The organism is Citrobacter tructae, assembly GCF_004684345.1.
Taxonomy (GTDB): domain Bacteria; phylum Pseudomonadota; class Gammaproteobacteria; order Enterobacterales; family Enterobacteriaceae; genus Citrobacter; species Citrobacter tructae.
Window position 1 is genome coordinate 2,098,231 of the sequence record NZ_CP038469.1, and the last position, 21,716, is coordinate 2,119,946.

At 54.4% G+C, this 21,716-nt stretch carries 24 protein-coding genes; 13 read left to right on the forward strand and 11 right to left on the reverse strand.

What is annotated here, in order from left to right:
* Window positions 1–36: 36 nt before the first annotated feature.
* Both fimI and fimA read right to left on the reverse strand, forming a co-directional pair.
* Complete coding sequence (gene fimI, locus E4Z61_RS10925; protein ID WP_420808702.1) at window positions 37–579, reverse strand: type 1 fimbrial protein subunit FimI; 543 nt, start codon at window positions 577–579, stop codon at window positions 37–39.
* 68 nt (window positions 580–647) lie between these two features.
* A complete protein-coding gene (fimA, locus tag E4Z61_RS10930) occupies window positions 648–1,202 on the reverse strand; it encodes a type 1 fimbrial major subunit FimA (RefSeq protein ID WP_135322784.1) in 555 nt (184 codons plus the stop codon).
* A 573-nt stretch (window positions 1,203–1,775) separates the two neighbouring features.
* On the opposite strand from fimA, the gene folD reads away from it, so the two are divergent.
* The 3 genes from folD (at window position 1,776) to E4Z61_RS10945 (ending at window position 3,505) form a co-directional block, all read left to right on the forward strand.
* Window positions 1,776–2,642 (forward strand): bifunctional methylenetetrahydrofolate dehydrogenase/methenyltetrahydrofolate cyclohydrolase FolD, encoded by an 867-nt coding sequence (gene folD, locus E4Z61_RS10935; protein ID WP_135322785.1) that lies wholly within the window; start codon window positions 1,776–1,778, stop codon window positions 2,640–2,642.
* Window position 2,643: 1 nt separating this feature from the next.
* Window positions 2,644–2,856: a ribosome-associated protein YbcJ gene (ybcJ, locus tag E4Z61_RS10940; protein ID WP_096757997.1), complete on the forward strand. Its 213-nt coding sequence runs from the start codon at window positions 2,644–2,646 to the stop codon at window positions 2,854–2,856.
* A gap of 124 nt (window positions 2,857–2,980) precedes the next feature.
* Window positions 2,981–3,505 carry a metal-dependent hydrolase gene (locus tag E4Z61_RS10945; RefSeq protein WP_135322786.1) on the forward strand — a complete coding sequence of 175 codons (525 nt, stop codon included), beginning with the start codon at window positions 2,981–2,983 and terminating at the stop codon, window positions 3,503–3,505.
* A 44-nt stretch (window positions 3,506–3,549) separates the two neighbouring features.
* On the opposite strand, the gene cysS is transcribed toward E4Z61_RS10945, so the two are convergent.
* Complete coding sequence (gene cysS, locus E4Z61_RS10950; RefSeq protein WP_135322787.1) at window positions 3,550–4,935, reverse strand: cysteine--tRNA ligase; 1,386 nt, start codon at window positions 4,933–4,935, stop codon at window positions 3,550–3,552.
* Between the two features lie 173 nt (window positions 4,936–5,108).
* Between cysS and ppiB the strand changes: the two genes are divergently transcribed.
* The 5 genes from ppiB to mnmH all read left to right on the forward strand — a co-directional run bounded on the left by ppiB (window position 5,109) and on the right by mnmH (window position 9,201).
* Window positions 5,109–5,603 (forward strand): peptidylprolyl isomerase B, encoded by a 495-nt coding sequence (ppiB, locus tag E4Z61_RS10955; protein WP_115259171.1) that lies wholly within the window; start codon window positions 5,109–5,111, stop codon window positions 5,601–5,603.
* A 2-nt stretch (window positions 5,604–5,605) separates the two neighbouring features.
* Window positions 5,606–6,328: a UDP-2,3-diacylglucosamine diphosphatase gene (gene lpxH, locus E4Z61_RS10960; protein ID WP_135322788.1), complete on the forward strand. Its 723-nt coding sequence runs from the start codon at window positions 5,606–5,608 to the stop codon at window positions 6,326–6,328.
* A gap of 117 nt (window positions 6,329–6,445) precedes the next feature.
* Window positions 6,446–6,955 (forward strand): 5-(carboxyamino)imidazole ribonucleotide mutase, encoded by a 510-nt coding sequence (gene purE / locus E4Z61_RS10965; RefSeq protein WP_096758002.1) that lies wholly within the window; start codon window positions 6,446–6,448, stop codon window positions 6,953–6,955.
* The gene (gene purK / locus E4Z61_RS10970; protein WP_135322789.1) at window positions 6,952–8,019 is read left to right on the forward strand and encodes a 5-(carboxyamino)imidazole ribonucleotide synthase; all 1,068 of its coding nucleotides are present in this window, start codon (window positions 6,952–6,954) and stop codon (window positions 8,017–8,019) included. The genes purE and purK overlap by 4 nt, the downstream gene beginning before the upstream one ends.
* Window positions 8,020–8,115: 96 nt before the next feature.
* Window positions 8,116–9,201, forward strand: coding sequence for a tRNA 2-selenouridine(34) synthase MnmH (gene mnmH, locus E4Z61_RS10975; protein ID WP_135322790.1), 1,086 nt, complete (start codon window positions 8,116–8,118; stop codon window positions 9,199–9,201).
* Here mnmH and E4Z61_RS10980 read toward each other — a convergent pair.
* The 6 genes from E4Z61_RS10980 to ybbA all read right to left on the reverse strand — a co-directional run bounded on the left by E4Z61_RS10980 (window position 9,198) and on the right by ybbA (window position 16,386).
* The gene (locus E4Z61_RS10980) at window positions 9,198–9,857 is read right to left on the reverse strand and encodes a methionine ABC transporter permease (RefSeq protein WP_005125237.1); all 660 of its coding nucleotides are present in this window, start codon (window positions 9,855–9,857) and stop codon (window positions 9,198–9,200) included. The two genes, mnmH and E4Z61_RS10980, sit on opposite strands and share 4 nt — an antisense overlap.
* A complete protein-coding gene (sfbB, locus tag E4Z61_RS10985; protein WP_135322791.1) occupies window positions 9,850–10,866 on the reverse strand; it encodes a virulence-associated ABC transporter ATP-binding protein SfbB in 1,017 nt (338 codons plus the stop codon). Before sfbB ends, E4Z61_RS10980 begins: the two co-directional genes overlap by 8 nt.
* Window positions 10,867–10,928: 62 nt before the next feature.
* Window positions 10,929–11,759 (reverse strand): MetQ/NlpA family ABC transporter substrate-binding protein, encoded by an 831-nt coding sequence (locus tag E4Z61_RS10990; protein ID WP_135322792.1) that lies wholly within the window; start codon window positions 11,757–11,759, stop codon window positions 10,929–10,931.
* Between the two features lie 205 nt (window positions 11,760–11,964).
* Window positions 11,965–13,098 (reverse strand): porin, encoded by a 1,134-nt coding sequence (locus tag E4Z61_RS10995; RefSeq protein ID WP_135322793.1) that lies wholly within the window; start codon window positions 13,096–13,098, stop codon window positions 11,965–11,967.
* A 190-nt stretch (window positions 13,099–13,288) separates the two neighbouring features.
* Window positions 13,289–15,703: a putative ABC transporter permease subunit YbbP gene (gene ybbP, locus E4Z61_RS11000; RefSeq protein ID WP_135322794.1), complete on the reverse strand. Its 2,415-nt coding sequence runs from the start codon at window positions 15,701–15,703 to the stop codon at window positions 13,289–13,291.
* A complete protein-coding gene (gene ybbA / locus E4Z61_RS11005) occupies window positions 15,700–16,386 on the reverse strand; it encodes a putative ABC transporter ATP-binding protein YbbA (RefSeq protein WP_135322795.1) in 687 nt (228 codons plus the stop codon). Before ybbA ends, ybbP begins: the two co-directional genes overlap by 4 nt.
* Here ybbA and tesA point away from each other — a divergent pair.
* The 3 genes from tesA to E4Z61_RS11020 are packed head-to-tail and all read left to right on the forward strand — an operon-like array spanning window position 16,354 to window position 18,693.
* A complete protein-coding gene (gene tesA, locus E4Z61_RS11010; protein ID WP_135322796.1) occupies window positions 16,354–16,980 on the forward strand; it encodes a multifunctional acyl-CoA thioesterase I/protease I/lysophospholipase L1 in 627 nt (208 codons plus the stop codon). The genes ybbA and tesA overlap by 33 nt on opposite strands.
* Window positions 16,981–17,008: 28 nt before the next feature.
* Window positions 17,009–17,779, forward strand: coding sequence for an SDR family oxidoreductase (locus E4Z61_RS11015; protein WP_135322797.1), 771 nt, complete (start codon window positions 17,009–17,011; stop codon window positions 17,777–17,779).
* A gap of 59 nt (window positions 17,780–17,838) precedes the next feature.
* Window positions 17,839–18,693, forward strand: coding sequence for a co-chaperone YbbN (locus tag E4Z61_RS11020; protein WP_135322798.1), 855 nt, complete (start codon window positions 17,839–17,841; stop codon window positions 18,691–18,693).
* 65 nt (window positions 18,694–18,758) lie between these two features.
* On the opposite strand, the gene fetB is transcribed toward E4Z61_RS11020, so the two are convergent.
* Both fetB and fetA read right to left on the reverse strand, forming a co-directional pair.
* The gene (gene fetB, locus E4Z61_RS11025; protein ID WP_135322799.1) at window positions 18,759–19,538 is read right to left on the reverse strand and encodes an iron efflux ABC transporter permease subunit FetB; all 780 of its coding nucleotides are present in this window, start codon (window positions 19,536–19,538) and stop codon (window positions 18,759–18,761) included.
* On the reverse strand, window positions 19,525–20,202 hold the full coding sequence (gene fetA / locus E4Z61_RS11030) for an iron efflux ABC transporter ATP-binding subunit FetA (RefSeq protein ID WP_135322800.1): 678 nt from the start codon (window positions 20,200–20,202) through the stop codon (window positions 19,525–19,527). The genes fetB and fetA overlap by 14 nt, the downstream gene beginning before the upstream one ends.
* Before the next feature lie 134 nt (window positions 20,203–20,336).
* Here fetA and E4Z61_RS11035 point away from each other — a divergent pair, with 134 nt between their 5' ends.
* Together E4Z61_RS11035 and E4Z61_RS11040 are read left to right on the forward strand one after the other, a co-directional pair.
* Window positions 20,337–21,254 carry an SPFH domain-containing protein gene (locus E4Z61_RS11035; RefSeq protein WP_135322801.1) on the forward strand — a complete coding sequence of 306 codons (918 nt, stop codon included), beginning with the start codon at window positions 20,337–20,339 and terminating at the stop codon, window positions 21,252–21,254.
* Window positions 21,251–21,709, forward strand: coding sequence for an NfeD family protein (locus E4Z61_RS11040; protein ID WP_135322802.1), 459 nt, complete (start codon window positions 21,251–21,253; stop codon window positions 21,707–21,709). Before E4Z61_RS11035 ends, E4Z61_RS11040 begins: the two co-directional genes overlap by 4 nt.
* Window positions 21,710–21,716 lie beyond the last annotated feature (7 nt).

Genomic DNA, 21,716 nt, shown 5'->3' on the forward strand with positions numbered 1-21,716 from the left:
CAAATACCTTTGGTGTGATTATCGTCGGTAAATAAATCAGGGATAGACCAACGTAAACCACACGTCTGAACGAAGCGTTCCCGGGGTGATTTTTTCCGAGACGGCCCGATAGCGAGCGGTGAAATGAAACTTCATTTCCTGCGTTAAAATAGGGGCATAATGAAGCGGCAGCGCGTTCGGAATAATTTGTCTTTGTCCCTCATCAAATAATGCCAGGCCAATGCCCGAGGCCGCAGACGCATCGCCGCTAGCCAGAAAAACCTGCGGATCTTCTGCAGGCGTGACGCCGGCAAACGCAATCCCAACATGGTCATAAACGTCAGCGCTGCAGGACGTTAAGCGCAGCGAAAACGGTACGCTGGTCGAGGCAAAACTTCCCGGTTCTCCGAAAGCATTGGTGCGATATTGCCCCATCTGCACCCGCAAGCTCTGGCTATCGGAGGCGACCGTACAGGCTCCATTGACGAACTGCCCACGCAGATGGAGGCGACCGCTTTCCAGTATTACCGTCTGTGCAAGCGCAGGCATTACGCACAGCATTCCCGCCAGCGTCATCCCTTTGTAAGTTATTTGCCACATCCCTCTTCATCCCCGGATATTGCCTCATCCATTGAGGCTGTCGTCTTCCTTGTGCAAATCAGAACGGCTTATTCGTATTTCATGATGAAGGTGGCATCGGCATTTGCCTGGCCTGGTGTGGCAGCTGCAGCGGTCGCTTTATAACGAGCAGAGAAACGCAAAGTGTTGGTCCCTTCTACCAGCGCCTGGGCAGTAGAGAAGGTCGCTCCATCAGGTTTCAATGCAGTAGACGCATTGTCCAGAATCTCAATACCTACACCGCTAGCAGTGGTGGTGTTATTCCCTGAAGAAACAGCCAGCAGGGCCGAGTTGGTGGCATCCGCCTGACCAGAGAAAGCCACGGCTGCCGTCGCGGCAACGGCAGGATCGCAGTCATTCAGCACGATGGAGAATGGAATCTGTGCTGTGGTATCACCCACCGCAGCAAAGCTGGCGGTACGGTACTGCCCTAATGTCACCACCTGATCGGCTGACTGAGTACTCACCGCACAAGCTGCATTAACCAGTTCACCTTCAAAATGAACGGTACCGCCGCTCACGCTGACCGGATCTGCTGCGACTGCGGCACCTGCCACTAACATCAGGCTGGCAATAACAGAAGAGTTAATTAATTTACGTTTCATGGATTTCCCTTGAATTACACACATCCGGTTCCGGTATCCTGCCGGATCCGTTTGAATCATTATCGACATTAAATGTCAGGCAAATTATCTCTGCATCCTGTAAAGATATATATCGAAAGAGAATTAGCGATTCTGACTCCAACTCTCCTGAGCACGAGATTCACTAATTAATCTTTACGAATATGACAATTCGTCACCGGGATAAATTAAACATTTCAATTAATGAAAAATACCTGCAAATCCTTGTAATGGCCCTGGCTAATTCTTATTGGGATCTAAGAAAAGTCTGGGTAAATATTACTTAAACACCGCCACAATAGTACGTAACAGTCTGGTTTATGAAGCATTACCCATAAAAACAGAAGGGTGATGAATTGTTTCATTAGGGTTAAATTTAATTAGCATGCTCATTAATCATTCCAATGCTTTCGTATTCTGACTCTTCTGCGTTGCCGCAACATGCCGCGCCAAATCTCACCTAAAAATGCAAACGAAAACTGACAGCACGCTGCGCTTCTGACAAAATAGTGACATCCCCTTCGATTTAACGTAACAGACGGAATCCTCTCTCTGATGGCAGCAAAGATTATTGACGGTAAAACGATTGCGCAGCAGGTACGCTCTGAGGTTGCTCAAAAAGTTCAGGCGCGTTTAGCGGCTGGATTACGCGCCCCAGGCCTGGCTGTTGTGCTGGTAGGTAGCAACCCGGCTTCGCAAATTTACGTCGCGAGTAAGCGCAAAGCCTGCGACGAAGTGGGGTTCGTCTCCCGCTCCTATGACCTGCCTGAAACCACCAGTGAGGCGGAACTTCTTGAGCTTATCGATACGCTCAATGCGGACGCCGCCATCGACGGTATCTTGGTCCAGCTACCGTTACCGGCGGGCATCGACAACGTCAAAGTGCTGGAACGCATTGCGCCGGATAAAGACGTCGACGGCTTCCACCCGTATAACGTCGGTCGCCTGTGCCAACGTGCGCCGCGCCTGCGTCCGTGTACGCCACGCGGTATAGTGACCCTGCTTGAGCGTTACAACATCGATACCTACGGCCTGAATGCCGTAGTGATTGGCGCTTCAAACATTGTCGGTCGCCCGATGAGCATGGAGCTGCTGCTGGCGGGTTGTACCACCACGGTAACCCATCGCTTCACCAAAGATCTGCGTCGCCACGTTGAGCATGCTGACCTGCTGATTGTCGCCGTCGGCAAACCGGGCTTTATTCCCGGTGAATGGATCAAAGAAGGTGCGATTGTGATTGATGTCGGCATCAACCGTCTGGAGAATGGTAAGGTTGTTGGCGATGTGGTCTTTGAAGATGCTGCTGCGCGTGCCTCGTATATTACGCCGGTACCGGGTGGCGTTGGCCCCATGACCGTCGCCACACTTATCGAAAACACGCTCCAGGCGTGCGTTGAATATCATGATGTAAAGGACGTTTAAGATGGCCACATTTTCACTGGGTAAACACCCACACGTTGAACTCTGCGATCTGCTGAAGCTGGAAGGCTGGAGCGAAAGCGGCGCCCAGGCAAAAATCGCCATTGGCGAAGGGTTGGTGAAGGTCGACGGTGTAGTAGAAACGCGTAAGCGCTGTAAAATCGTTGCCGGACAAACCGTGAGCTTCGAAGGCCAAAGCATTAACGTCGTGGCATGATCCCAAGTGCCGGATAGCGGTTCACACCGCATCCGGCCCGTTCCCCGCATTTTCAGATAATTAACTTCACCGTCACTTCACACCAGGCTGTTAGCATGTTGTTTTCTCATACGAAGCGACCATCATGCCAACCATCGTTACCCACGCAGCCGTACCTCTTTGCTTAGGATTGGGTCTGGGACTCAAAGCCATTCCACCACGCTTGCTGTATGCCGGGGTTGTGTTGGCAATGCTGCCTGATGCCGACGTCCTGTCATTTAAGTTCGGCATCGCCTACGGCAACGTGTTTGGTCACCGTGGATTTACCCACTCGCTATTGTTCGCCTTCGTGGTGCCGCTACTGTGCGTAATGATTGGCCGACGATGGTTTAAAACCGGGCTGATTCGCTGCTGGCTATTCCTGACGGTTTCACTGCTGTCACACAGCCTGCTGGATTCGGTAACGACCGGAGGGAAAGGTGTTGGTTGGCTGTGGCCGTGGTCAGATGAACGCTTTTTTGCGCCATGGCAGGTGATTAAGGTCGCGCCGTTTGCGCTGTCGCGCTACGCCACACCGTACGGGCATCAGGTGATTATTTCGGAATTGATGTGGGTATGGCTACCAGGAGCCGTAATGATGGGGGTGCTGTGGTGGTATAGAAAGCACTAATTTGCCGAATGGCGACGCATTGCGCCATCCGGCAATCAAGAGAATTACTTACGACGCCAGGTGGTGCCTTGCGGGCCGTCTTCCAGCACAATGCCCATCTCGTTGAGACGGTCACGCGCCGCATCTGCCGCCGCCCAGTTTTTCGCTTTACGGGCATCTAAACGCTGTTGGATCAACGCTTCAATTTCAGCAACTTCACCGTCATCCGCCTGCGCACCGCTTTGCAGGAACGCTTCCGGATCCTGCTCCAGCAGGCCCAGTACGCCGGACAGTTTACGCAGATGCGCAGCCATGCCGTTAGCCGCGGCCATATCTTCGCCCTTCAGACGGTTCACTTCACGCGCCATATCAAACAGCACGGAGTAGGCTTCCGGCGTGTTGAAGTCGTCGTCCATTGCTTCAATGAAACGCGCTTCAAAGGCTTCACCACCAGCTGGCACCACGGATTTGTCGGTACCGCGCAGCGCGGTGTACAGACGCTCCAGCGCAGAGCGCGCCTGTTTCAGGTTCTCTTCGCTGTAGTTCAGTTGGCTACGATAGTGGCCGGACATCAGGAAATAGCGAATGGTTTCGGCGTCGTAGTATTTCAGCACGTCGCGCACGGTAAAGAAGTTGCCCAGCGATTTGGACATTTTCTCACGGTCAACCATCACCATCCCGGAGTGCATCCAGTAGTTGACGTATTCACCGTCGTGCGCACAGGTGGACTGCGCGATTTCGTTCTCATGGTGTGGGAACATCAGATCAGAACCGCCGCCATGAATATCGAAATGGTTGCCCAGCTGTTTGCAGTTCATCGCCGAACATTCAATGTGCCAACCAGGACGGCCCGCACCCCACGGCGACGGCCAGCTAGGTTCGCCCTCTTTGGACATCTTCCACAGCACGAAGTCCATCGGGTTACGTTTCACATCAACCACATCCACGCGGGCACCCGCCTGCAGTTGATCTAGATCCTGGCGCGACAGCTGACCGTAGTGCGGATCAGTCGGCACGTCGAACATCACATCGCCGTTATCGGCTACATAGGCGTGGCCTTTGGCGATCAGCTGTTCGGTGATTTCAATAATTTCCGCAATATGATGCGTAGCGCGTGGTTCAAGATCCGGGCGCAGAATATTCAGCGCGTCGAAATCGTTGTGCATTTCCGCGATCATGCGATCGACCAACGCCACAAAGCTCTCACCATTTTCATTAGCGCGCTTAATGATTTTGTCGTCGATATCGGTAATGTTGCGCACGTACTTCAGTTTATAGCCGAGGAAGCGCAGGTAACGCGCGACCACGTCGAAAGAAACGAAGGTACGTCCGTGACCAATATGACAGAGATCGTAAACGGTGATACCACACACGTACATGCCGACTTCCCCGGCATGAATGGGTTTGAATTCCTCTTTTTGGCGCGTCAGTGTATTAAAGATTTTTAACATCGAAGATTCCGTGTAGACGTGTGTGGATAACAAAGCCCTATAATACCTATAATTTGCCCCCGAAGCAGCACACTTTGCAAGGTGATCACAGCTTGCGGTTATGCTATAACAAGCCCCTATCATGTGACCCTGACCAGGGTCGAAGCACCACTCTATCGGAACAGGATGCAAAAATGGTTACTTTCCACACTAATCACGGCGATATCGTAATCAAAACGTTTGATGATAAAGCGCCTGAAACAGTTAAAAACTTCCTGGACTACTGCCGCGAAGGTTTCTATAACAACACCATTTTCCACCGTGTTATCAATGGTTTCATGATCCAGGGCGGCGGTTTTGAGCCAGGCATGAAGCAAAAAGAAACCAAAGAAGCTATCAAAAACGAAGCTAACAACGGTCTGAAAAATACCCGTGGTACGCTGGCGATGGCCCGTACTCAGGCTCCGCACTCTGCAACCGCTCAGTTCTTCATCAACGTTGCCGACAACGACTTCCTGAACTTCTCCGGCGAAAGCATGCAAGGCTGGGGCTACTGTGTGTTTGCTGAAGTGGTTGAAGGTATGGACGTGGTTGATAAAATCAAAAACGTTTCCACTGGCCGCAGCGGCATGCACCAGGACGTACCGAAAGAAGACGTTATTATCGAAAACGTGACCGTCAGCGAGTAATCGTGGCGACACTGTTTATTGCAGATCTTCACCTCTGCACGGAAGAACCGGCGATCACCGCCGGTTTTCTGCGTTTTTTAGCCGGTGAAGCACAAACAGCCGATGCGCTGTACATTCTTGGCGATCTGTTCGAAGCCTGGATAGGCGATGACGACCCCAATCCGCTGCACCATGAAATAGCCACCGCGATAAAAACGCTGGCTGACGCCGGTGTCCCCTGCTATTTCATTCACGGTAATCGTGATTTCCTGCTCGGTAAGCGTTTTGCCCGTGAAAGCGGCATGACCTTGCTTCCCGAGGAAAAAGTACTCGACCTGTATGGCCGCAAGGTACTAATCATGCATGGTGACACCTTGTGCACCGACGACGCTGGCTATCAGGCGTTTCGCGCCAAAGTGCATCAACCTTGGTTACAAACGCTGTTTCTTGCCCTACCTTTGTGTATTCGCCAACGCATTGCCGCTAAGATGCGCGCCAACAGCAAAGCCGCCAACAGCAGCAAATCGCTGGAAATCATGGACGTTAACCAAAACGCGGTAGTCAGTGCGATGGAAAAGAATCAGGTGCAATGGTTGATCCACGGCCATACCCACCGCCCGGCAGTGCATGAACTGACGGCCAGTCACCAACCCGCTTTCCGCGTGGTGCTAGGCGCATGGCACACCGAAGGTTCGATGGTTAAGGTCACTGCTGACGACGTTAAGCTGATCGCTTTTCCGTTTTAATTCCTTCCCGAAACGTCTGTAGTACAGGATACGCAATCGTTTTCCTTGAGAGCGAAATATGCTATTCTCTGTGGCCTCAAAAGTCGAGTGTAGTGCACCACAGGAGTTTTCAGACGCATGTCTTCCCGCAATAATCCGGCGCGTGTCGCCATCGTGATGGGGTCCAAAAGCGACTGGGCTACCATGCAGTTCGCCGCCGAAATCTTCGAAATCCTGAATGTCCCGCACCATGTTGAAGTGGTCTCTGCCCACCGCACCCCCGACAGGCTGTTCAGCTTCGCCGAAAGTGCTGAAGAAAATGGCTATCAGGTGATCATTGCAGGCGCAGGCGGTGCAGCACATCTGCCAGGCATGATTGCGGCGAAAACGCTGGTGCCAGTGTTAGGCGTTCCGGTGCAAAGCGCAGCGCTAAGCGGTGTAGACAGCCTTTACTCCATCGTGCAAATGCCACGCGGTATTCCAGTCGGAACGCTGGCGATTGGTAAAGCGGGCGCGGCGAATGCAGCCCTGCTGGCGGCACAAATTCTGGCGACACACGATAAAGAACTTCATCAGCGTTTACACGACTGGCGTAAAGCGCAGACCGATGAGGTGCTGGAGAACCCGGACCCGCGAGGTGCGGCATGAAGCAGGTTTGCGTACTTGGCAACGGTCAACTAGGGCGCATGCTGCGTCAGGCCGGTGAGCCGCTGGGGATTGCGGTCTGGCCCGTCGGACTGGATGCCGAACCCGCTGCCGTTCCCTTTCAGCAAAGCGTGATTACCGCCGAGATTGAACGCTGGCCGGAAACTGCGCTAACCCGCGAACTGGCGCGTCATCCGGCGTTTGTGAACCGTGATATCTTCCCGATTATTGCCGACCGCCTGACGCAAAAGCAGCTTTTTGACAAGCTCGGTCTGGCGACCGCACCATGGCAACTGCTGGCAGACAAAAACGAATGGTCTGCGGTGTTCGATAAACTCGGCGAGTTGGCGATCGTCAAACGCCGCGTCGGTGGCTACGATGGTCGCGGGCAGTGGCGTTTGCGCGCCCATGAAACCGAACAACTGCCGGATGACTGCTACGGTGAGTGCATCGTCGAGCGGGGGATCAACTTCTCTGGCGAAGTGTCGCTGGTAGGTGCCCGCGCGCACGACGGCAGCACCGTCTTCTATCCGCTGACCCACAACCTGCATCAGGACGGCATTCTGCGCACTAGCGTCGCTTTCCCGCAGGCCAATGCCAAACAGCAGGAACAGGCCGAGGCGATGCTCTCTGCCATTATGCAGGAGCTGGGCTATGTTGGCGTGATGGCGATGGAGTGTTTTATCACTCCGGAAGGCTTGCTGATCAACGAACTGGCTCCGCGCGTCCACAACAGTGGGCACTGGACGCAAAACGGCGCCAGCATCAGCCAGTTTGAACTGCATCTGCGCGCCATTACCAACCTGCCATTACCGACGCCGGTGGTGAACAGTCCTTCAGTGATGGTGAATTTGATTGGCAGCGACCTCAACTACGACTGGCTGAAATTGCCACTGGTGCATCTGCACTGGTACGACAAAGACGTGCGCGAAGGTCGCAAGGTCGGTCACCTGAACCTGACCGACAGCGATACCGCTCGCCTGAGCGCAACGCTGGAAGCGCTGATTCCCCTGCTGCCACCGGAATACGCCAGCGGCATTATCTGGGCGCAATCAAAGCTGAAATAAGCCATTAATGCCGGGGAATGGATTTTATCCTTCCCCGGCCCCTCCTCTGGCGCGTAAAATCCCCTCCATTGCTGTTTTGTATTTTCAGGATTGAACATGAACGATGGAACGGACTATCGCGCGATTCTGCTCGCCGGTACGCCCTTAATCGATGTACGCGCGCCCGTTGAATTTCAACAAGGCGCGATGCCCAGCGCAATCAACCTTCCCTTGATGAACGATGACGAACGTGCCGCTGTCGGTACCTGTTACAAACGTCAGGGACCGGAAGCTGCGCTGGCACTTGGGCATCAACTTGTTAGCGGTGACGTCCGCCAGCAGCGGATGAATGCCTGGCAAACTGCCTGTCATCAGCATCCCGAGGGGATTTTATGCTGTGCACGCGGCGGTCAGCGTTCGCACATTGTGCAGCAATGGCTGCGTGAATCCGGTATTGACTACCCGCTGGTACGAGGCGGTTATAAGGCCCTGCGTCAGGCAGCGATACAGATAACCGAAGATTTAGTACAAAAGCCCATCGTCTTAATTGGCGGCTGCACCGGCAGCGGTAAAACGCAGCTGGTGCAACTGCAGCCGAACGGCGTGGACCTCGAAGGTCTGGCGCACCATCGCGGCTCTTCTTTTGGTCGCACGGTAGAACCCCAACTGAGCCAGGCCAGTTTTGAAAATCTGCTGGCGGTCGAGATGCTGAAAACCGATAGCCGTCAGGACCTGCATCGCTGGGTGCTGGAAGATGAAGGCCGCATGATTGGTGCCAATCATTTGCCCGAATGCTTGCGTGAACGCATGAGCCAGGCGTCTATTGCGGTAGTGGAAGATCCCTTTGAGCTACGTCTCGAGCGGCTTCGTGAAGAGTATTTTGTGCGCATGCACCACGATTTCACCCAAGCCTACGGGGAAACTCAGGGCTGGCAGGAATACAGTGAATATTTGCATCACGGCCTGTTCGCTATCCGTCGTCGTCTGGGATTACAGCGCTTCGCGGAGCTGACCGCACTGCTGGACGTTGCCCTGCAAGAACAACAAACCAACGGAAGTACCGACGCGCATATGGGCTGGTTGATACCGTTACTTAACGAATACTACGACCCGATGTATCGCTATCAACTGGAAAAGAAAGCCGCGAAAATCGTATTCCGCGGCTCATGGCAGGACGTGAATGACTGGATCCAGGCGCATTAATGCCGGTCGCGCTTGTCCGCGCGTTTCGCCAGCCAGTCGCCCAGTACCTGCACAACCTGTACCAGAATAATCAGTGCCACCACGGTGACAATCATGACCTGGGTTTCATAGCGGTAATAGCCGAAGCGAATCGCCAGGTCACCTACCCCGCCGCCGCCAACAATCCCAGCCATTGCGGAATACCCGATCAGACTGACCAGCGTTATCGTCAACCCACGCAGCAGACCCGCACTGGCTTCCGGTAACAGCACGGTACAAATGATGCGCATCGGACTGGCACCGAAGGCCTCCGCCGCTTCAATAATGCCCTTGTCAACCTCACGCAGGGCGCTGTCGACCAGTCGGGCATAGAACGCAATCGCCGCCACCGACAGCGGCACCGACGCGGCAATTGGCCCAATGGTATTGCCGAGCAGAAACTGGGTTAACGGCAGCAACAGCACCAGCAGGATCACAAACGGCACCGAGCGGATAATATTCACAAGAACGGAACTCAGCAGATATACAAAACGGTTCTGCCAGAATAAATGGCGGTCGGTCACGAAGATTAAAAAGCCCAGAGGCAGGCCGCCAACAATCGCCAGCACCGTAGAGATGCTTAGCATCTGGAAGGTTTCATTGAACGCCAGCGTCAAATCCGGCAATAAATCATCCACGAATAACCTCCACCTGTGCGGTACGTTGACGAATGTGTTCTACAGCGACATCTACCGCCGCAGGATTATGCGGCGCGGTCAGTTGAACCACTAAGATCCCCAGCGCCCGTTCGCCGATATATTCAATTTTGCCGTGCAAAATGTTCACCGCTACGCCAAATTTAACAGCCACTTCAGACAACACCGGCTGCTCCGCCGAATCGCCAATAAACAGAATTTTTAACAGCTGACCCGGCAAATGTTGCCGCAGGCGCTCCGGTAGCGTCAGGTTAAGCGTGTGCGACACCAACTGCTGGGTGAAGGCGTGCTGCGGATGTGCAAAGACGTCAAACACCTCGCCGGACTCCACCACCTTGCCGCCGGACATGACCGCCACGCGATCGCAAATGGATTTGATCACGTTCATCTCGTGGGTGATCAGCACGATCGTGATCCCCAGCTGTTGGTTGATCTGCTTGAGTAACGCCAGGATGGTGGCAGACGTTTCCAGATCTAACGCCGAGGTCGGCTCATCGCAGAGCAGCACATCCGGGTGGTTGGCAATCGCACGGGCAATACCCACGCGTTGCTTCTGCCCACCGCTGAGCTGAACCGGAAAACGGTTAGCTTTATCAGACAGGCCCACCAGGGCCAGAATTTCCGTCACGCGCGGGGCAATTTTACTGCGCTCCCAGCCCGCGGCCTTCAGACTAAAGGCAACGTTTTGCGCCACGGTGCGGGTATGCATCAGGTTAAAGTGCTGGAAGATCATGCCAATACGCTGACGCGCCTTGCGTAAATGACTCCCCTCGAGCGCAGAGATCTCCACGCCGTTCACTTTTACGCTTCCCTGACTCGGGCGCGTTAAGGCGTTCAGCGTTCGCAACAGGGTACTTTTTCCCGCGCCGCTGGTCCCGACAATACCGAATATCTCGCCTGCGCCAATACGCAGGCTGACGTCATCAACCGCACGGGTTGACGGCCCACGGCCTGCGGTAAAATCCACACAAACCTTCTCTATTTCAATCATAGCCACCTCAGAAATGCGAAAAGGGCAGTCATCGCTGCCCTGTTAAACCGTTGGCGCAGCGATTATTGGGCTGCCGACATCCATTCCGGTTTCTGGAAGGCGCTGTAGATATTTTTCGGATCGTCGATCACAGCACGATAAGCCGGAGATTTCACCGCTTCAACAATGTCTTTGGCGAATGGTTTATCCGCATCTTCACTGCGTACCGCGATGATGTTTTTCAGGTTTTCATCCAGCTGCTCTTGCTTTAACGCACTGGCGAGATCCAGCTTTGCCGCCACGGCGAAGTTACCGTTGACCAGCGCCCCGGTCACGCCGTCCAGCGTACGTGGCAGCTGCGCGGCTTCCAGCGGTTTAAAGACCAGCCCTTTCGGGTTGCTGGCGATATCACGCTCGGAGGCTTTGGTAGGATCGATATTATCTTTAATGGTGATCAAATCGATGGATTGCAGGAAGCGCAAACCGCGAGCCAGGTTGGTTGGATCGTTTGACAGGGTAATGACATCCCCTTTCTTCAGCTCATCCAGACTTTTGATTTTATGCGAATAGAAGCCCATTCCAGCCGTCGGGACCACAATCAGCTTACTCAGTTTCAGCCCTTTATCGGCGGTGAATTTGTCAAAGTACAGCGAGTGCTGGAACAGGTTAGCGTCAATGCTGCCATTGGAGAGCGCCATATTTGGCTGAACGTAGTCGCTGAATTCACGCACCACCACCTTGTAGCCCTTTTCTTTCAGCGTCGGCGCAATGGCTTGTTTCACCATATCGCCGTAAGGACCCGGCGCTACACCGAATACGATAGTGTGCGGATCGCTATTCGCGTGGGCAAACTGTAAGCCGCAGGCCAGTAACAATGCCCCGGTCGTAACGCGTAAACTGTGGCGCAATCCCATAATCTCTCCATTTTAACGTTGTGATGTGGTGTCTCACGCCGTTCATGCGGCGTTGTTGTTGTTGGCCTGTTAACAGGCTGATTCTTAACATGACACAGATCACACGCTGCTGTCCTTGAAATTATTTCATGATGTTGCTGAGTGTGTCGTTAAATGGGGATGGGAGAGATGCCCTGCCAGATCTCGCTGGCAGGACAAATACGACTTAGAAGTCGTAACGCAGACGCACCAGGTTCATGTCGCCCAGGTTGTCGGTGCTGGAGGTAAAGACGTGTTCGTAATCCACACGGAAGCCGTAGTCCAGTTGGAAGCTGATCCCCACGCCGTTATCGGTACGCAGGTAGTTACGGCCATTCACGTATTCAATACGATCGCCCATAAAGTAAGGCTGAACAGATTTCAGCGCATACTGACCAACCGGGAAGGTGTAACCGGCAAAGTATTCCAGACCCCACGCGTCACCGGCAAAGTAGTCGTTAACCGACACTTTTTTGGTGGTCATGAAGTTTTGATACCAGCCGCCACCCAGGGAGAAGGTCCAGTTGTCCGGTTTCCAGCTCAGTGCAGTACCCACGATGTTTTGATCGTAGGTTTTGCTGGTGTTGCCGCGCATTTCCGCACGGGTGTAGTTCCACGCCGTACCCCAGGTTAAGTCATCGGTAATGTGGTAATCCACACCCAGCGAGCCGCCGCCTTTACGTTTGTAGCGCAACCCGTTGTTCGGGTTGTAATCATCGCTGAACAGGTAAGAAGCGTAGAGATCAACATCGCCTACGGTTTTCTTATACTTCAGCGATTTACGCGTACGATATGAACCGTCGTAGTCGCCATTGATACCGTTACCTGGCGCCTGACCGATCATGTCATAGTCCCAGATATCCGTTTTCGCACCCACCACATCATAGTAAATGCTGTTCTGTTGACCGAAGGTCAGCGTCCCCCAGGTTGCGCTCTTCAGCCCGGTGTACAGCATACGACGCGTCGTGTCGTTGGCACCACTAGCATAGTGATTATCCCAGTTGAACATCGCCGGGAAGTTAACGCCCAGCTCGTAGTAGCTCACCCAACTGATGTCATCAAACAGATAGTAGTCTGCGGCGAAGCGGAAACGGGTACCGCCGTCAAAACCATTCCGTTTGTAACCATTCTTGCCATCGTCGCCCGCCATGTTCTGGAACTGGGGGCGAATACTGCCGCCGACGGTGAAGTTAAGACGGCTCAGCGGATTACCCGCCTGCGGATCTTGTTTCAGAACGGTGATTTCCGCCTGGGAGGCGAACGTCGTTAATGCCACTGCTGCGCCGATCGATACCGCCAGCGCTGTTTTTTTTATAGTCATGGTTTGTTTTACCTTGATAGATAGCCTGCCAATTATTCAGCACACAAATATTAACGTTTATTAATACTCTCGTGTTGGCAGGTTTTTAATGTTCTGTGCGGTTAAATATCAAGGAGTTATCAAAATGTGCGGTATAGACGAAAAATACGCACCGGGGTAAAAACCGGTGCGTAATCATCACTGAAATGAATTAACTGTTAAACTGGCGGAACAGGGCTTTGCCTTTTAGCAGGCGTGCGCCGAGCCACCCACCGCATAATGAGAGCAGCAGCGCCCCGCAAACCGGTAATACGATCCACAGCCGCCAGTCAGGCTCCCACGGGAAATCAAACACACGGGTTTGCAGAACCGCCAGCGCCGTTTCTGCGCCAATGGCGGCCACCAGCCCGGAAACCATCCCCAGCATAGCGAATTCGCACCATAGCGTGGTGCGCAGCAGTTTCTTGCCCGCCCCCAGCGTACGCCAGACTACCAGTTCCTGGTGACGCTGACGCATCCCGACCTGCACCTGCGCCAGCAACAGCAGCATGCCACAAGCGGTGACCAGCACCACCATCACCTCCAGCGCCCGACTGACCTGCTCAAGGACCTGGCCGACCTGCTTGAGGATCGCGCCGATATCCAGCAAGCTGATGGTCGGAAACTCACGGTTAAGCTGCGTCAGCATGCCATTGCCATTTTCCCAACGGAAGCTGGTCAGCCAGCTTTGCGGCTGCCCATCCAGCGCCCCGGAAGGGAAAATAAAGAAGAAGTTAGGCCGCAAGCTTTCCCAGTCTACTTTACGCAAACTGCTAACCGTGGCGCTGAAATCCTGGGTGTCCCCCATAAAGGTTACGCGATCACCGAGCTTCACATTCAGCCGCTTCGCCAACCCTTCTTCCATCGACACTTCGCCCGCCTTTGGCGGCCAGTTTCCGGCGGTGATCGGATTATGATCCGGGCGAGTATCCTGCCAGGTCAGGTTCAGTTCGCGGTTGAGCGACTCATCCTGATTGCCTTCGGTCGGCTTCTCATTGATAGCGGTCAGACGCGCCCGCACAATCGGATAGAACGACTCCGGGATCACCTGATGCTCAGACAGAAACGCTTTCAGCGGCACCACCTGTTCAGTGGCGATGTTGATGAGGAAGTAGTTCGGGCTTTCCGGCGGCATTTGCTGTTGCCAACGGTCAAGCAGATCGCCCCGCAGCACCAGCAACAGCGCTAACAGCATAAAGGAGAGCGAAAAGGCCGACAGCTGACTGAGCGTTGACCACGGCTGACGCAGTAAGCGACTGACCGCTAAACGCAGCGGCAGCGAGGTCAGCGTCAGGCCGCGCAGCAGGTTTAGCAGCATCCAGCCCAGCACGCCGCACAGCAGCGCCAGCACCACTGCACCGGCCAGCACCGCCCACAGCAGCATACTTCCCCCCATCAGCCCGGCCAGTAGCGCAACCACAACTATCGTTGCCACGGGCAGATAGACCTTCAGCGGCCAGACGTTTGCCACCACGTCGCGACGCAGTACCCGCAGCGGTTGCGTTGCCAGCAGTAGACGATAGGGACGCAGCCCAACCAGCAACGAAATGACGGCCATCGTACCGAATGCCCACAGCCACGGCCACAGGCTGGCAGGCGGCAATTCACCCGGCAAAACGGGCCTGAGCAGCAGCACCAGTACGCGTTCAAACAGCAGCCCGCACGCCCCGCCAGTGATGCCGGACAGCACCAGCACCATCAGCCACTGGCCGATAATCAGCTTGCGAAGCTGCGCCCTGCCCGCGCCGAGCGTTTTTAGTATCGCCACCAGATCGTAACGGCTGCGGCAGTAATGATTCATCGCCACGGCAACGGCAGCAACCGCCAGCAACAGCGTTAACAGTGCCGACAGCAGCAGGAACTGTTGCGAACGTTCGAGGGATTTCCCCAGTGCGCCTTCATCCTGCTCCAGCCCATACCAGCGCTGTTCCGGCTTTAACTGCGGCAGCAGCCACTTTTCATAAGCTTCAAGCTGCTGCGGCGTCCCGCCAAATTTATAGCGCCAGGTCACGCGACTTCCCGGCTGGACGGCCCCCGTTTTTTCGACATCCGCGATGTTCATCATCAGACGCGGCGCGATCTGGAACGGGTTAAAGCCGGAATCCGGCTCTTGTACCACTTCGCCAGCAATACGCAGCGTGGCGTCACCCACGTCAATGGAATCACCGGTTTTCAAATTGAGCAGCGCCATCAGGCGCGGAGCTAGCAGCACCGAACCGGGCTGCGGTTTCAGCCCCGGCGGATCGGTTTGCAGGGAGCCATACATTGGGTACACGTCATCTACCGCTTTGACGTTCGCCAACTGCGGGGTATCGGCGGCAAAAGTCATGGTAGCGAAGGTCAGCTGTTCGCCCACCTTCAGGCCGCGTTGGCGCGCCTCGTCAATCCAGGCTTTCGGCACATCCCGCGAGCTTTGCAGCGCCCGATCGCCCGCCATAAATTCGCGGCTTTGCTGGCTCAACCCTTTTTCCATGCGGTCGCTGATATTCCCCAGCGCCAGCACACAGGCCACCGCCAGGCTCAGCGCCAGCCAGACAATTAATAATGAGGGCGAGCGCCATTCGCGCCAGAACCAGCGTGCAATCATGCCTCCTCCTGTAACTGCCCGTTTACCAGACGCAAACGCCGGTCGCAACGAGCCGCCAGCTGCGGGTCATGGGTTACCAGAATCAGGGTGGTGCCGTGTTCACGATTGAGGGAAAACAGCAGATCGGCAATTTTATCCCCAGTTTGTCGGTCGAGATTGCCCGTCGGTTCATCGGCAAACAACACGTCCGGTCGGCCGTTAAACGCCCGTGCCAGCGCCACGCGCTGCTGCTCCCCACCGGAAAGCTGGGCCGGAAGGTGGTCGAGGCGTTTGCCTAATCCCAACTGCTCTAGCAAAGCTTTAGCCCCGGCCTGGCTGGAACCGCTGTTTTCGCCGCGCAATAACGCGGGCAGCTCAACGTTCTCCAGCGCATTCAGGGTCGGAATAAGCATAAAGGACTGAAAGACAAAGCCGATATGTTGCGCGCGCAGCTGTGCCCGAGCCTCTTCGTCCATGGTATGCAACGGTTGCCCGACCAGGCTGACTTCGCCGCTGGAGCCATCGTCCAGCCCTGCAAGGATTGCCAGCAACGTGGATTTCCCCGATCCCGACTCGCCAATCAGCGCAATGGTCTCGGCGCGTTTGACAACCAGTTCAACTCCGGTAAGGATGGATAGCTCCTGATCACCCTGACCGACGGATTTCTTAAGATGATGAACTTCAACAATGTTTTCCGCTGGCATTTGCCCTTCCTGTTCCTGGTTCTGTTAACTTTCCGCGCCGCCGCAGCGGACACGTTATTAATTCTGGGTGACAGCCTGAGTGCCGGATACCGTATGTCTGCCAGCGCCGCGTGGCCAGCGCTGCTGCATGATAAATGGCAAAGCAAAACGTCGGTGGTGAATGCCAGCATTAGCGGCGACACCTCGCAGCAGGGCCTGGCGCGTCTGCCCGCGTTACTGCAACAGCACCAGCCGCGCTGGGTACTGGTTGAACTGGGCGGTAATGACGGCCTGCGCGGATTTTCGCCAGCGCAAACTGAACAAACTCTGCGTAAAATTTTACACGACGTCAAAGCGGCGAATGCCGAACCGCTGCTGATGCAAATTCGTCTGCCAGCAAACTACGGTCGCCGTTATAATGAAACCTTTAGCGCAATTTATCCAAAGCTCGCCAGCGAGTTTGATATTCCTCTGCTGCCCTTTTTTATGGAAGAGGTCTATCTAAAACCCCAGTGGATGCAGGATGATGGTATCCACCCTAATCGTGACGCCCAGCCGTTTATTGCCGACTGGATGGCGAAACAACTCACGCCTTTAGTTAACCACGACTCGTAAAACAACGGAGATCCTGACAGGTAAAGTTATGCAAAAATCGGTCTTAATAACAGGATGTTCCAGCGGAATCGGCCTGGAAAGCGCACTTGAACTGAAGCGTCAGGGCTTTCAAATTCTGGCAGGCTGCCGTAAACCTGACGATGTCGCACGCATGAACGGTATGGGATTCACCGGCATCTTGCTGGATCTGGATTCACCAGAAAGCGTGGATCGCGCAGCCGATGAGGTGATCGCCCTGACCGATAATCGTTTGTATGGGATCTTTAATAACGCCGGATTCGGCGTGTATGGTCCGCTGCCGACCATCAGCCGTGAGCAGATGGAACAGCAATTTTCCGCCAACTTTTTTGGCGCGCATCAGCTGACCATGCGCCTGTTGCCTGCCATGTTGCCCCACGGCGAAGGGCGCATTGTGATGACTTCATCGGTAATGGGATTAATCGCGACTCCAGGACGTGGCGCGTATGCCGCCAGCAAATACGCGCTGGAAGCCTGGTCCGATGCGCTGCGCATGGAATTACGTCACAGTGGAATCAAAGTCAGCCTAATTGAACCCGGTCCTATCCGCACCCGTTTCACTGAAAACGTTAACCAGACCCAGAGCGATTCCCCAGTTGAAAACCCTGGAATTGCTGCTCGTTTTACGCTGGGACCAGATGCGGTTGTCACCAAAGTGCGCCATGCTTTTGAGAGCGATAAACCGAAGCTGCGCTATCCCGTCACCCTGGTGACCTGGGCGGTAATGCTGTTGAAACGCCTGTTGCCAGGTCGCGTAATGGACAAAATTTTACAGGGCTGAGTTGAAGCCTGCGCGTCTGCCCCCATGTAAAAACAAATCGACGAATAGAGAGTGACTCCATGTCCGTACAAAATATTGTCAATATTAACGAATCCAACCTGCAGCAGACCCTTGAACTGTCGATGACCACGCCGGTCCTGTTCTATTTCTGGTCTGAACGCAGCCAGCATTGCCAGCAACTGACGCCAGTGCTGGAAAGCCTGGTCGCCCAGTACAACGGTCAGTTTATTCTCGCCAAGCTGGACTGTGATGCCGAGCAGATGATCGCCTCGCAGTTTGGCCTGCGTGCCATCCCAACAGTGTATCTGTTCCAGAACGGTCAGCCGGTGGACGGATTCCAGGGCCCGCAGCCGGAAGAGGTAATTCGCGCACTGCTGGATAAAGTGTTGCCAAGCGAAGAGGAGCTGAAAGCGCGTCAGGCGATCGAGTTCATCGAAGCGGGTAATCACGCCGACGCGCTGCCGCTGCTGAAAGAAGCCTGGCAGATTTCCAATCAGAGCAGCGAAATCGGCCTGCTGCTGGCAGAAACGCAAATCGCTCTTAACCGCTCCGAGGATGCCGAAGCGGTGCTGAAAACCATTCCGTTGCAGGATCAGGACACACGCTATCAGGGTCTGGTCGCACAGATCGAACTGCTGAAGCAGGCGGCGGATACGCCGGAAATTCAGCTGTTGCAGAAACAGGTGGCAGAAAACCCGCAGGACGCCGCACTGGCTACCCAACTAGCGATCCAGCTGCATCAAGTCGGACGTAACGAAGAGGCGCTGGAGCTACTGTTCAGCCACCTGAGAAAAGATCTTGCCGCCGCTGACGGCCAGGCGCGTAAGACCTTCCAGGAGATCCTCGCCGCACTGGGAACCGGTGATGCGCTGGCCTCCAAATACCGTCGTCAACTATACGCACTGCTGTACTAACCCGCTGCATTTTGCCCGATGGCGCTGGCGCTTATCGGGCCCACAAAAACGCATTCGGCATTACATCACGGTTTCTCTAATGGCGTCACCACCAGTTGGTGGCGCGTATTATAGAATTTCCGATAGGTTAAATAGCAGGCAATGATGGTCGACAGGCTGGCTGTAGAAAGCAGCATGAAGGTCACCATAATCTGATATTTAATCGCTTTTACCGGATCGATACCGGCAAAGATTAACCCTGACATCATCCCCGGCAAGCTCACCAACCCGACGGTTTTCGCAGAATCAATGGTCGGGATCAGTGACGCTCGAATGCTGTCGCGGATCAGCGGCGCAGAGGCAATTTTTGGCGTGGCCCCGAGGCTCAACTTTTCCTGAATTTGCTGCTGCTCGCTGTTAAACCGCTGACCCAGGTTGTTGTAACACAACCCCACAGCCACCATCGCATTGCCCGCAATCATGCCGGAAATGGGGATCACCTGCATCGGCGTAAACTCAATGGAGCCTGACAGCACCAGTACCGTCAGCGTCAGTCCAGCCCCTGTCGTGATCGCAATAAACGATGAAATAAAGGCTTTGCCGATATATTTACTGCGTTTTTGCGCGTTATAGGCGGCGTTAAAACAGATAAACAGCACCATCAATAAGGTCAGAATGCTGTGGTTCACGCCAAAGATATATTTCAGTACGTAGCCGACGATAATAAGCTGGATCACCGCTCGACAAACGCTCCAGAGAATATCTTTTTCCAGTGCCAGTTTTTCTTTGTGGCTAATCAGGATCGCCACCACCACCAGCATCATCGCTAATGCCAGGGACTCATTGGTAATATTATGCTCGTTCATTGCGTGCTTCCTGCATTTCTCCGGCATGCGGCTGAAGGGTAATGACATTATCCGCATGATTAATTTCATCTTTGTCGTGCGTTACCCACAGCACCGCAATATTTTTCTCGCGGACGTAGCAATGAATCAGCTCGTTCACATTTCGCTTATTGGTTTCATCCAGCGCACTGGTAATTTCATCGAGCAGCAGGATTTTGGGCAGAAACTGTAAATTACGAATTAGCGAGACGCGCTGCTTTTCACCGCCGGACAGCTCATTGATGCTTTTGTTGAGGAGGGACTCCGGCAACTCAAAACGGGCCAGGTCTGCAAGAAACGCATCCGGCGCTGGACGTTTATTGCGGATTTGCCACGGGAAAACAAGGTTATCGTAGACAGTATCGCCAAACAAAGCGGGGGTTTGCGCGCAATAAGAGACCTGCTGGCGATACGTTTCAGGTTTGAGGGTGGCTATCTCCTTGCCCTCAAACAGAACCTCACCGGTACTCGGGCTAATGAGCGACGCCACAATCTTCAGCAGCGTGCTTTTACCGCAGCCGGACTGACCTGTTATTAGCTTAAATTCCCCGGCATGGAGATTAAAACAGATGTTATTGAGAATCTTCGTGGTGCCCGCCTGCCAGCCGACATTTTTTAACTGAAGCAGAATGCTGCTTTCTTCCATTACCTGTGCCTTTTTTACATCTTTCGTGCAGACAGTCTATGCCTGTAATTTATTATAGGGGAGCCCACCTTGATTAATCGGGTATAATTTGACTAATGAGGCAGTAAAGGACAGCACAACAGGAGGTTTTATCGATGCTCATTTTCATCCCCATTCTCATTTTTGTCGCGCTGGTGATCGTCGGCGCAGGCGTTAAAATCGTCCCGCAGGGATACCAATGGACGGTGGAGCGCTTTGGCCGTTACACCAAAACCCTGCAACCAGGCTTGAGTCTCGTGGTGCCATTCATGGACAGGATTGGTCGTAAGATCAACATGATGGAGCAGGTTCTCGATATCCCGTCGCAGGAAGTCATCTCCAAAGATAACGCTAACGTGTCCATCGATGCGGTGTGCTTTATTCAGGTGATCGACGCACCAAAAGCAGCGTATGAAGTCAGCAATCTGGAGCTGGCGATCATCAACCTGACCATGACAAATATCCGTACCGTTCTCGGCTCTATGGAACTCGATGAAATGCTCTCCCAGCGCGACAACATCAATACGCGTTTGCTGCATATCGTTGATGAGGCCACCAACCCGTGGGGCATCAAAATTACCCGTATTGAGATCCGCGATGTGCGCCCACCGGCCGAACTCATCGACGCCATGAACGCCCAGATGAAAGCGGAACGTACCAAGCGCGCCTATATTCTTGAAGCCGAAGGGATCCGCCAGGCCGAGATCGTCAAAGCCGAAGGTGAGAAGCAATCGAAAATTCTGAAAGCAGAAGGTGAACGCCAGTCCGCGTTCTTGCAGGCCGAAGCGCGCGAACGTTCCGCCGAAGCCGAAGCCCGCGCAACGCAGATGGTTTCCGAGGCCATTGCCGCTGGGGACATTCAGGCCGTGAACTACTTCGTGGCGCAGAAATACACCGAAGCGCTGCAACACATCGGTTCGTCGAATAACAGCAAAGTGGTGATGATGCCGCTGGATGCCAGCAGCCTGATGGGCTCCATTGCCGGGATAGCAGAACTGGTTAAGGACAGCGCCAACGAGCGGAAAAAATCATGATTGCGATGATTCTGGTGCACCCGCACATCTTCTGGCTTAGCCTCGGCGGTTTGCTACTCGCCGCCGAGATGCTGGGCGGTAACGGCTACCTGCTGTGGAGCGGTGTGGCGGCGGTCATCACCGGCCTGGTGGTCTGGCTATTACCGCTCGACTGGGCGTGGCAGGGCGCGATGTTCGCCGTACTCACCCTGCTGGCAGCCTGGCTATGGTGGAAGTGGCTGGCAAGGCGCGTGCAGGAACAAAAACCGGCCGACAGCCATCTTAATCAGCGCGGGCAGCAATTGGTCGGCCGCCGGTTTGTACTGGAGACGGCGCTGGTTAACGGGCGCGGACATATGCGCGTCGGTGACAGTTCCTGGCCGGTCAGCGCACGTGAGGATTTAAGCGCCGGAACACACGTTGAGGTGATTGCCGTTGAAGGCATAACTTTGGTGATTAAAGCAGTATCACAATAAAACAGAC

Coding starts and splice junctions, on each gene's coding strand:
- fimI (WP_420808702.1), bottom strand. CDS start 579: ATGTGGCAAATAACTTACAAAGGGATGACGCTGGCGGGAATGCTGTGC.
- fimA (WP_135322784.1), bottom strand. CDS start 1,202: ATGAAACGTAAATTAATTAACTCTTCTGTTATTGCCAGCCTGATGTTA.
- folD (WP_135322785.1), top strand. CDS start 1,776: ATGGCAGCAAAGATTATTGACGGTAAAACGATTGCGCAGCAGGTACGC.
- ybcJ (WP_096757997.1), top strand. CDS start 2,644: ATGGCCACATTTTCACTGGGTAAACACCCACACGTTGAACTCTGCGAT.
- E4Z61_RS10945 (WP_135322786.1), top strand. CDS start 2,981: ATGCCAACCATCGTTACCCACGCAGCCGTACCTCTTTGCTTAGGATTG.
- cysS (WP_135322787.1), bottom strand. CDS start 4,935: ATGTTAAAAATCTTTAATACACTGACGCGCCAAAAAGAGGAATTCAAA.
- ppiB (WP_115259171.1), top strand. CDS start 5,109: ATGGTTACTTTCCACACTAATCACGGCGATATCGTAATCAAAACGTTT.
- purE (WP_096758002.1), top strand. CDS start 6,446: ATGTCTTCCCGCAATAATCCGGCGCGTGTCGCCATCGTGATGGGGTCC.
- purK (WP_135322789.1), top strand. CDS start 6,952: ATGAAGCAGGTTTGCGTACTTGGCAACGGTCAACTAGGGCGCATGCTG.
- mnmH (WP_135322790.1), top strand. CDS start 8,116: ATGAACGATGGAACGGACTATCGCGCGATTCTGCTCGCCGGTACGCCC.
- sfbB (WP_135322791.1), bottom strand. CDS start 10,866: ATGATTGAAATAGAGAAGGTTTGTGTGGATTTTACCGCAGGCCGTGGG.
- E4Z61_RS10990 (WP_135322792.1), bottom strand. CDS start 11,759: ATGGGATTGCGCCACAGTTTACGCGTTACGACCGGGGCATTGTTACTG.
- E4Z61_RS10995 (WP_135322793.1), bottom strand. CDS start 13,098: ATGACTATAAAAAAAACAGCGCTGGCGGTATCGATCGGCGCAGCAGTG.
- ybbP (WP_135322794.1), bottom strand. CDS start 15,703: ATGATTGCACGCTGGTTCTGGCGCGAATGGCGCTCGCCCTCATTATTA.
- tesA (WP_135322796.1), top strand. CDS start 16,354: ATGATGAACTTCAACAATGTTTTCCGCTGGCATTTGCCCTTCCTGTTC.
- ybbA (WP_135322795.1), bottom strand. CDS start 16,386: ATGCCAGCGGAAAACATTGTTGAAGTTCATCATCTTAAGAAATCCGTC.
- E4Z61_RS11015 (WP_135322797.1), top strand. CDS start 17,009: ATGCAAAAATCGGTCTTAATAACAGGATGTTCCAGCGGAATCGGCCTG.
- E4Z61_RS11020 (WP_135322798.1), top strand. CDS start 17,839: ATGTCCGTACAAAATATTGTCAATATTAACGAATCCAACCTGCAGCAG.
- fetB (WP_135322799.1), bottom strand. CDS start 19,538: ATGAACGAGCATAATATTACCAATGAGTCCCTGGCATTAGCGATGATG.
- fetA (WP_135322800.1), bottom strand. CDS start 20,202: ATGGAAGAAAGCAGCATTCTGCTTCAGTTAAAAAATGTCGGCTGGCAG.
- E4Z61_RS11035 (WP_135322801.1), top strand. CDS start 20,337: ATGCTCATTTTCATCCCCATTCTCATTTTTGTCGCGCTGGTGATCGTC.
- E4Z61_RS11040 (WP_135322802.1), top strand. CDS start 21,251: ATGATTGCGATGATTCTGGTGCACCCGCACATCTTCTGGCTTAGCCTC.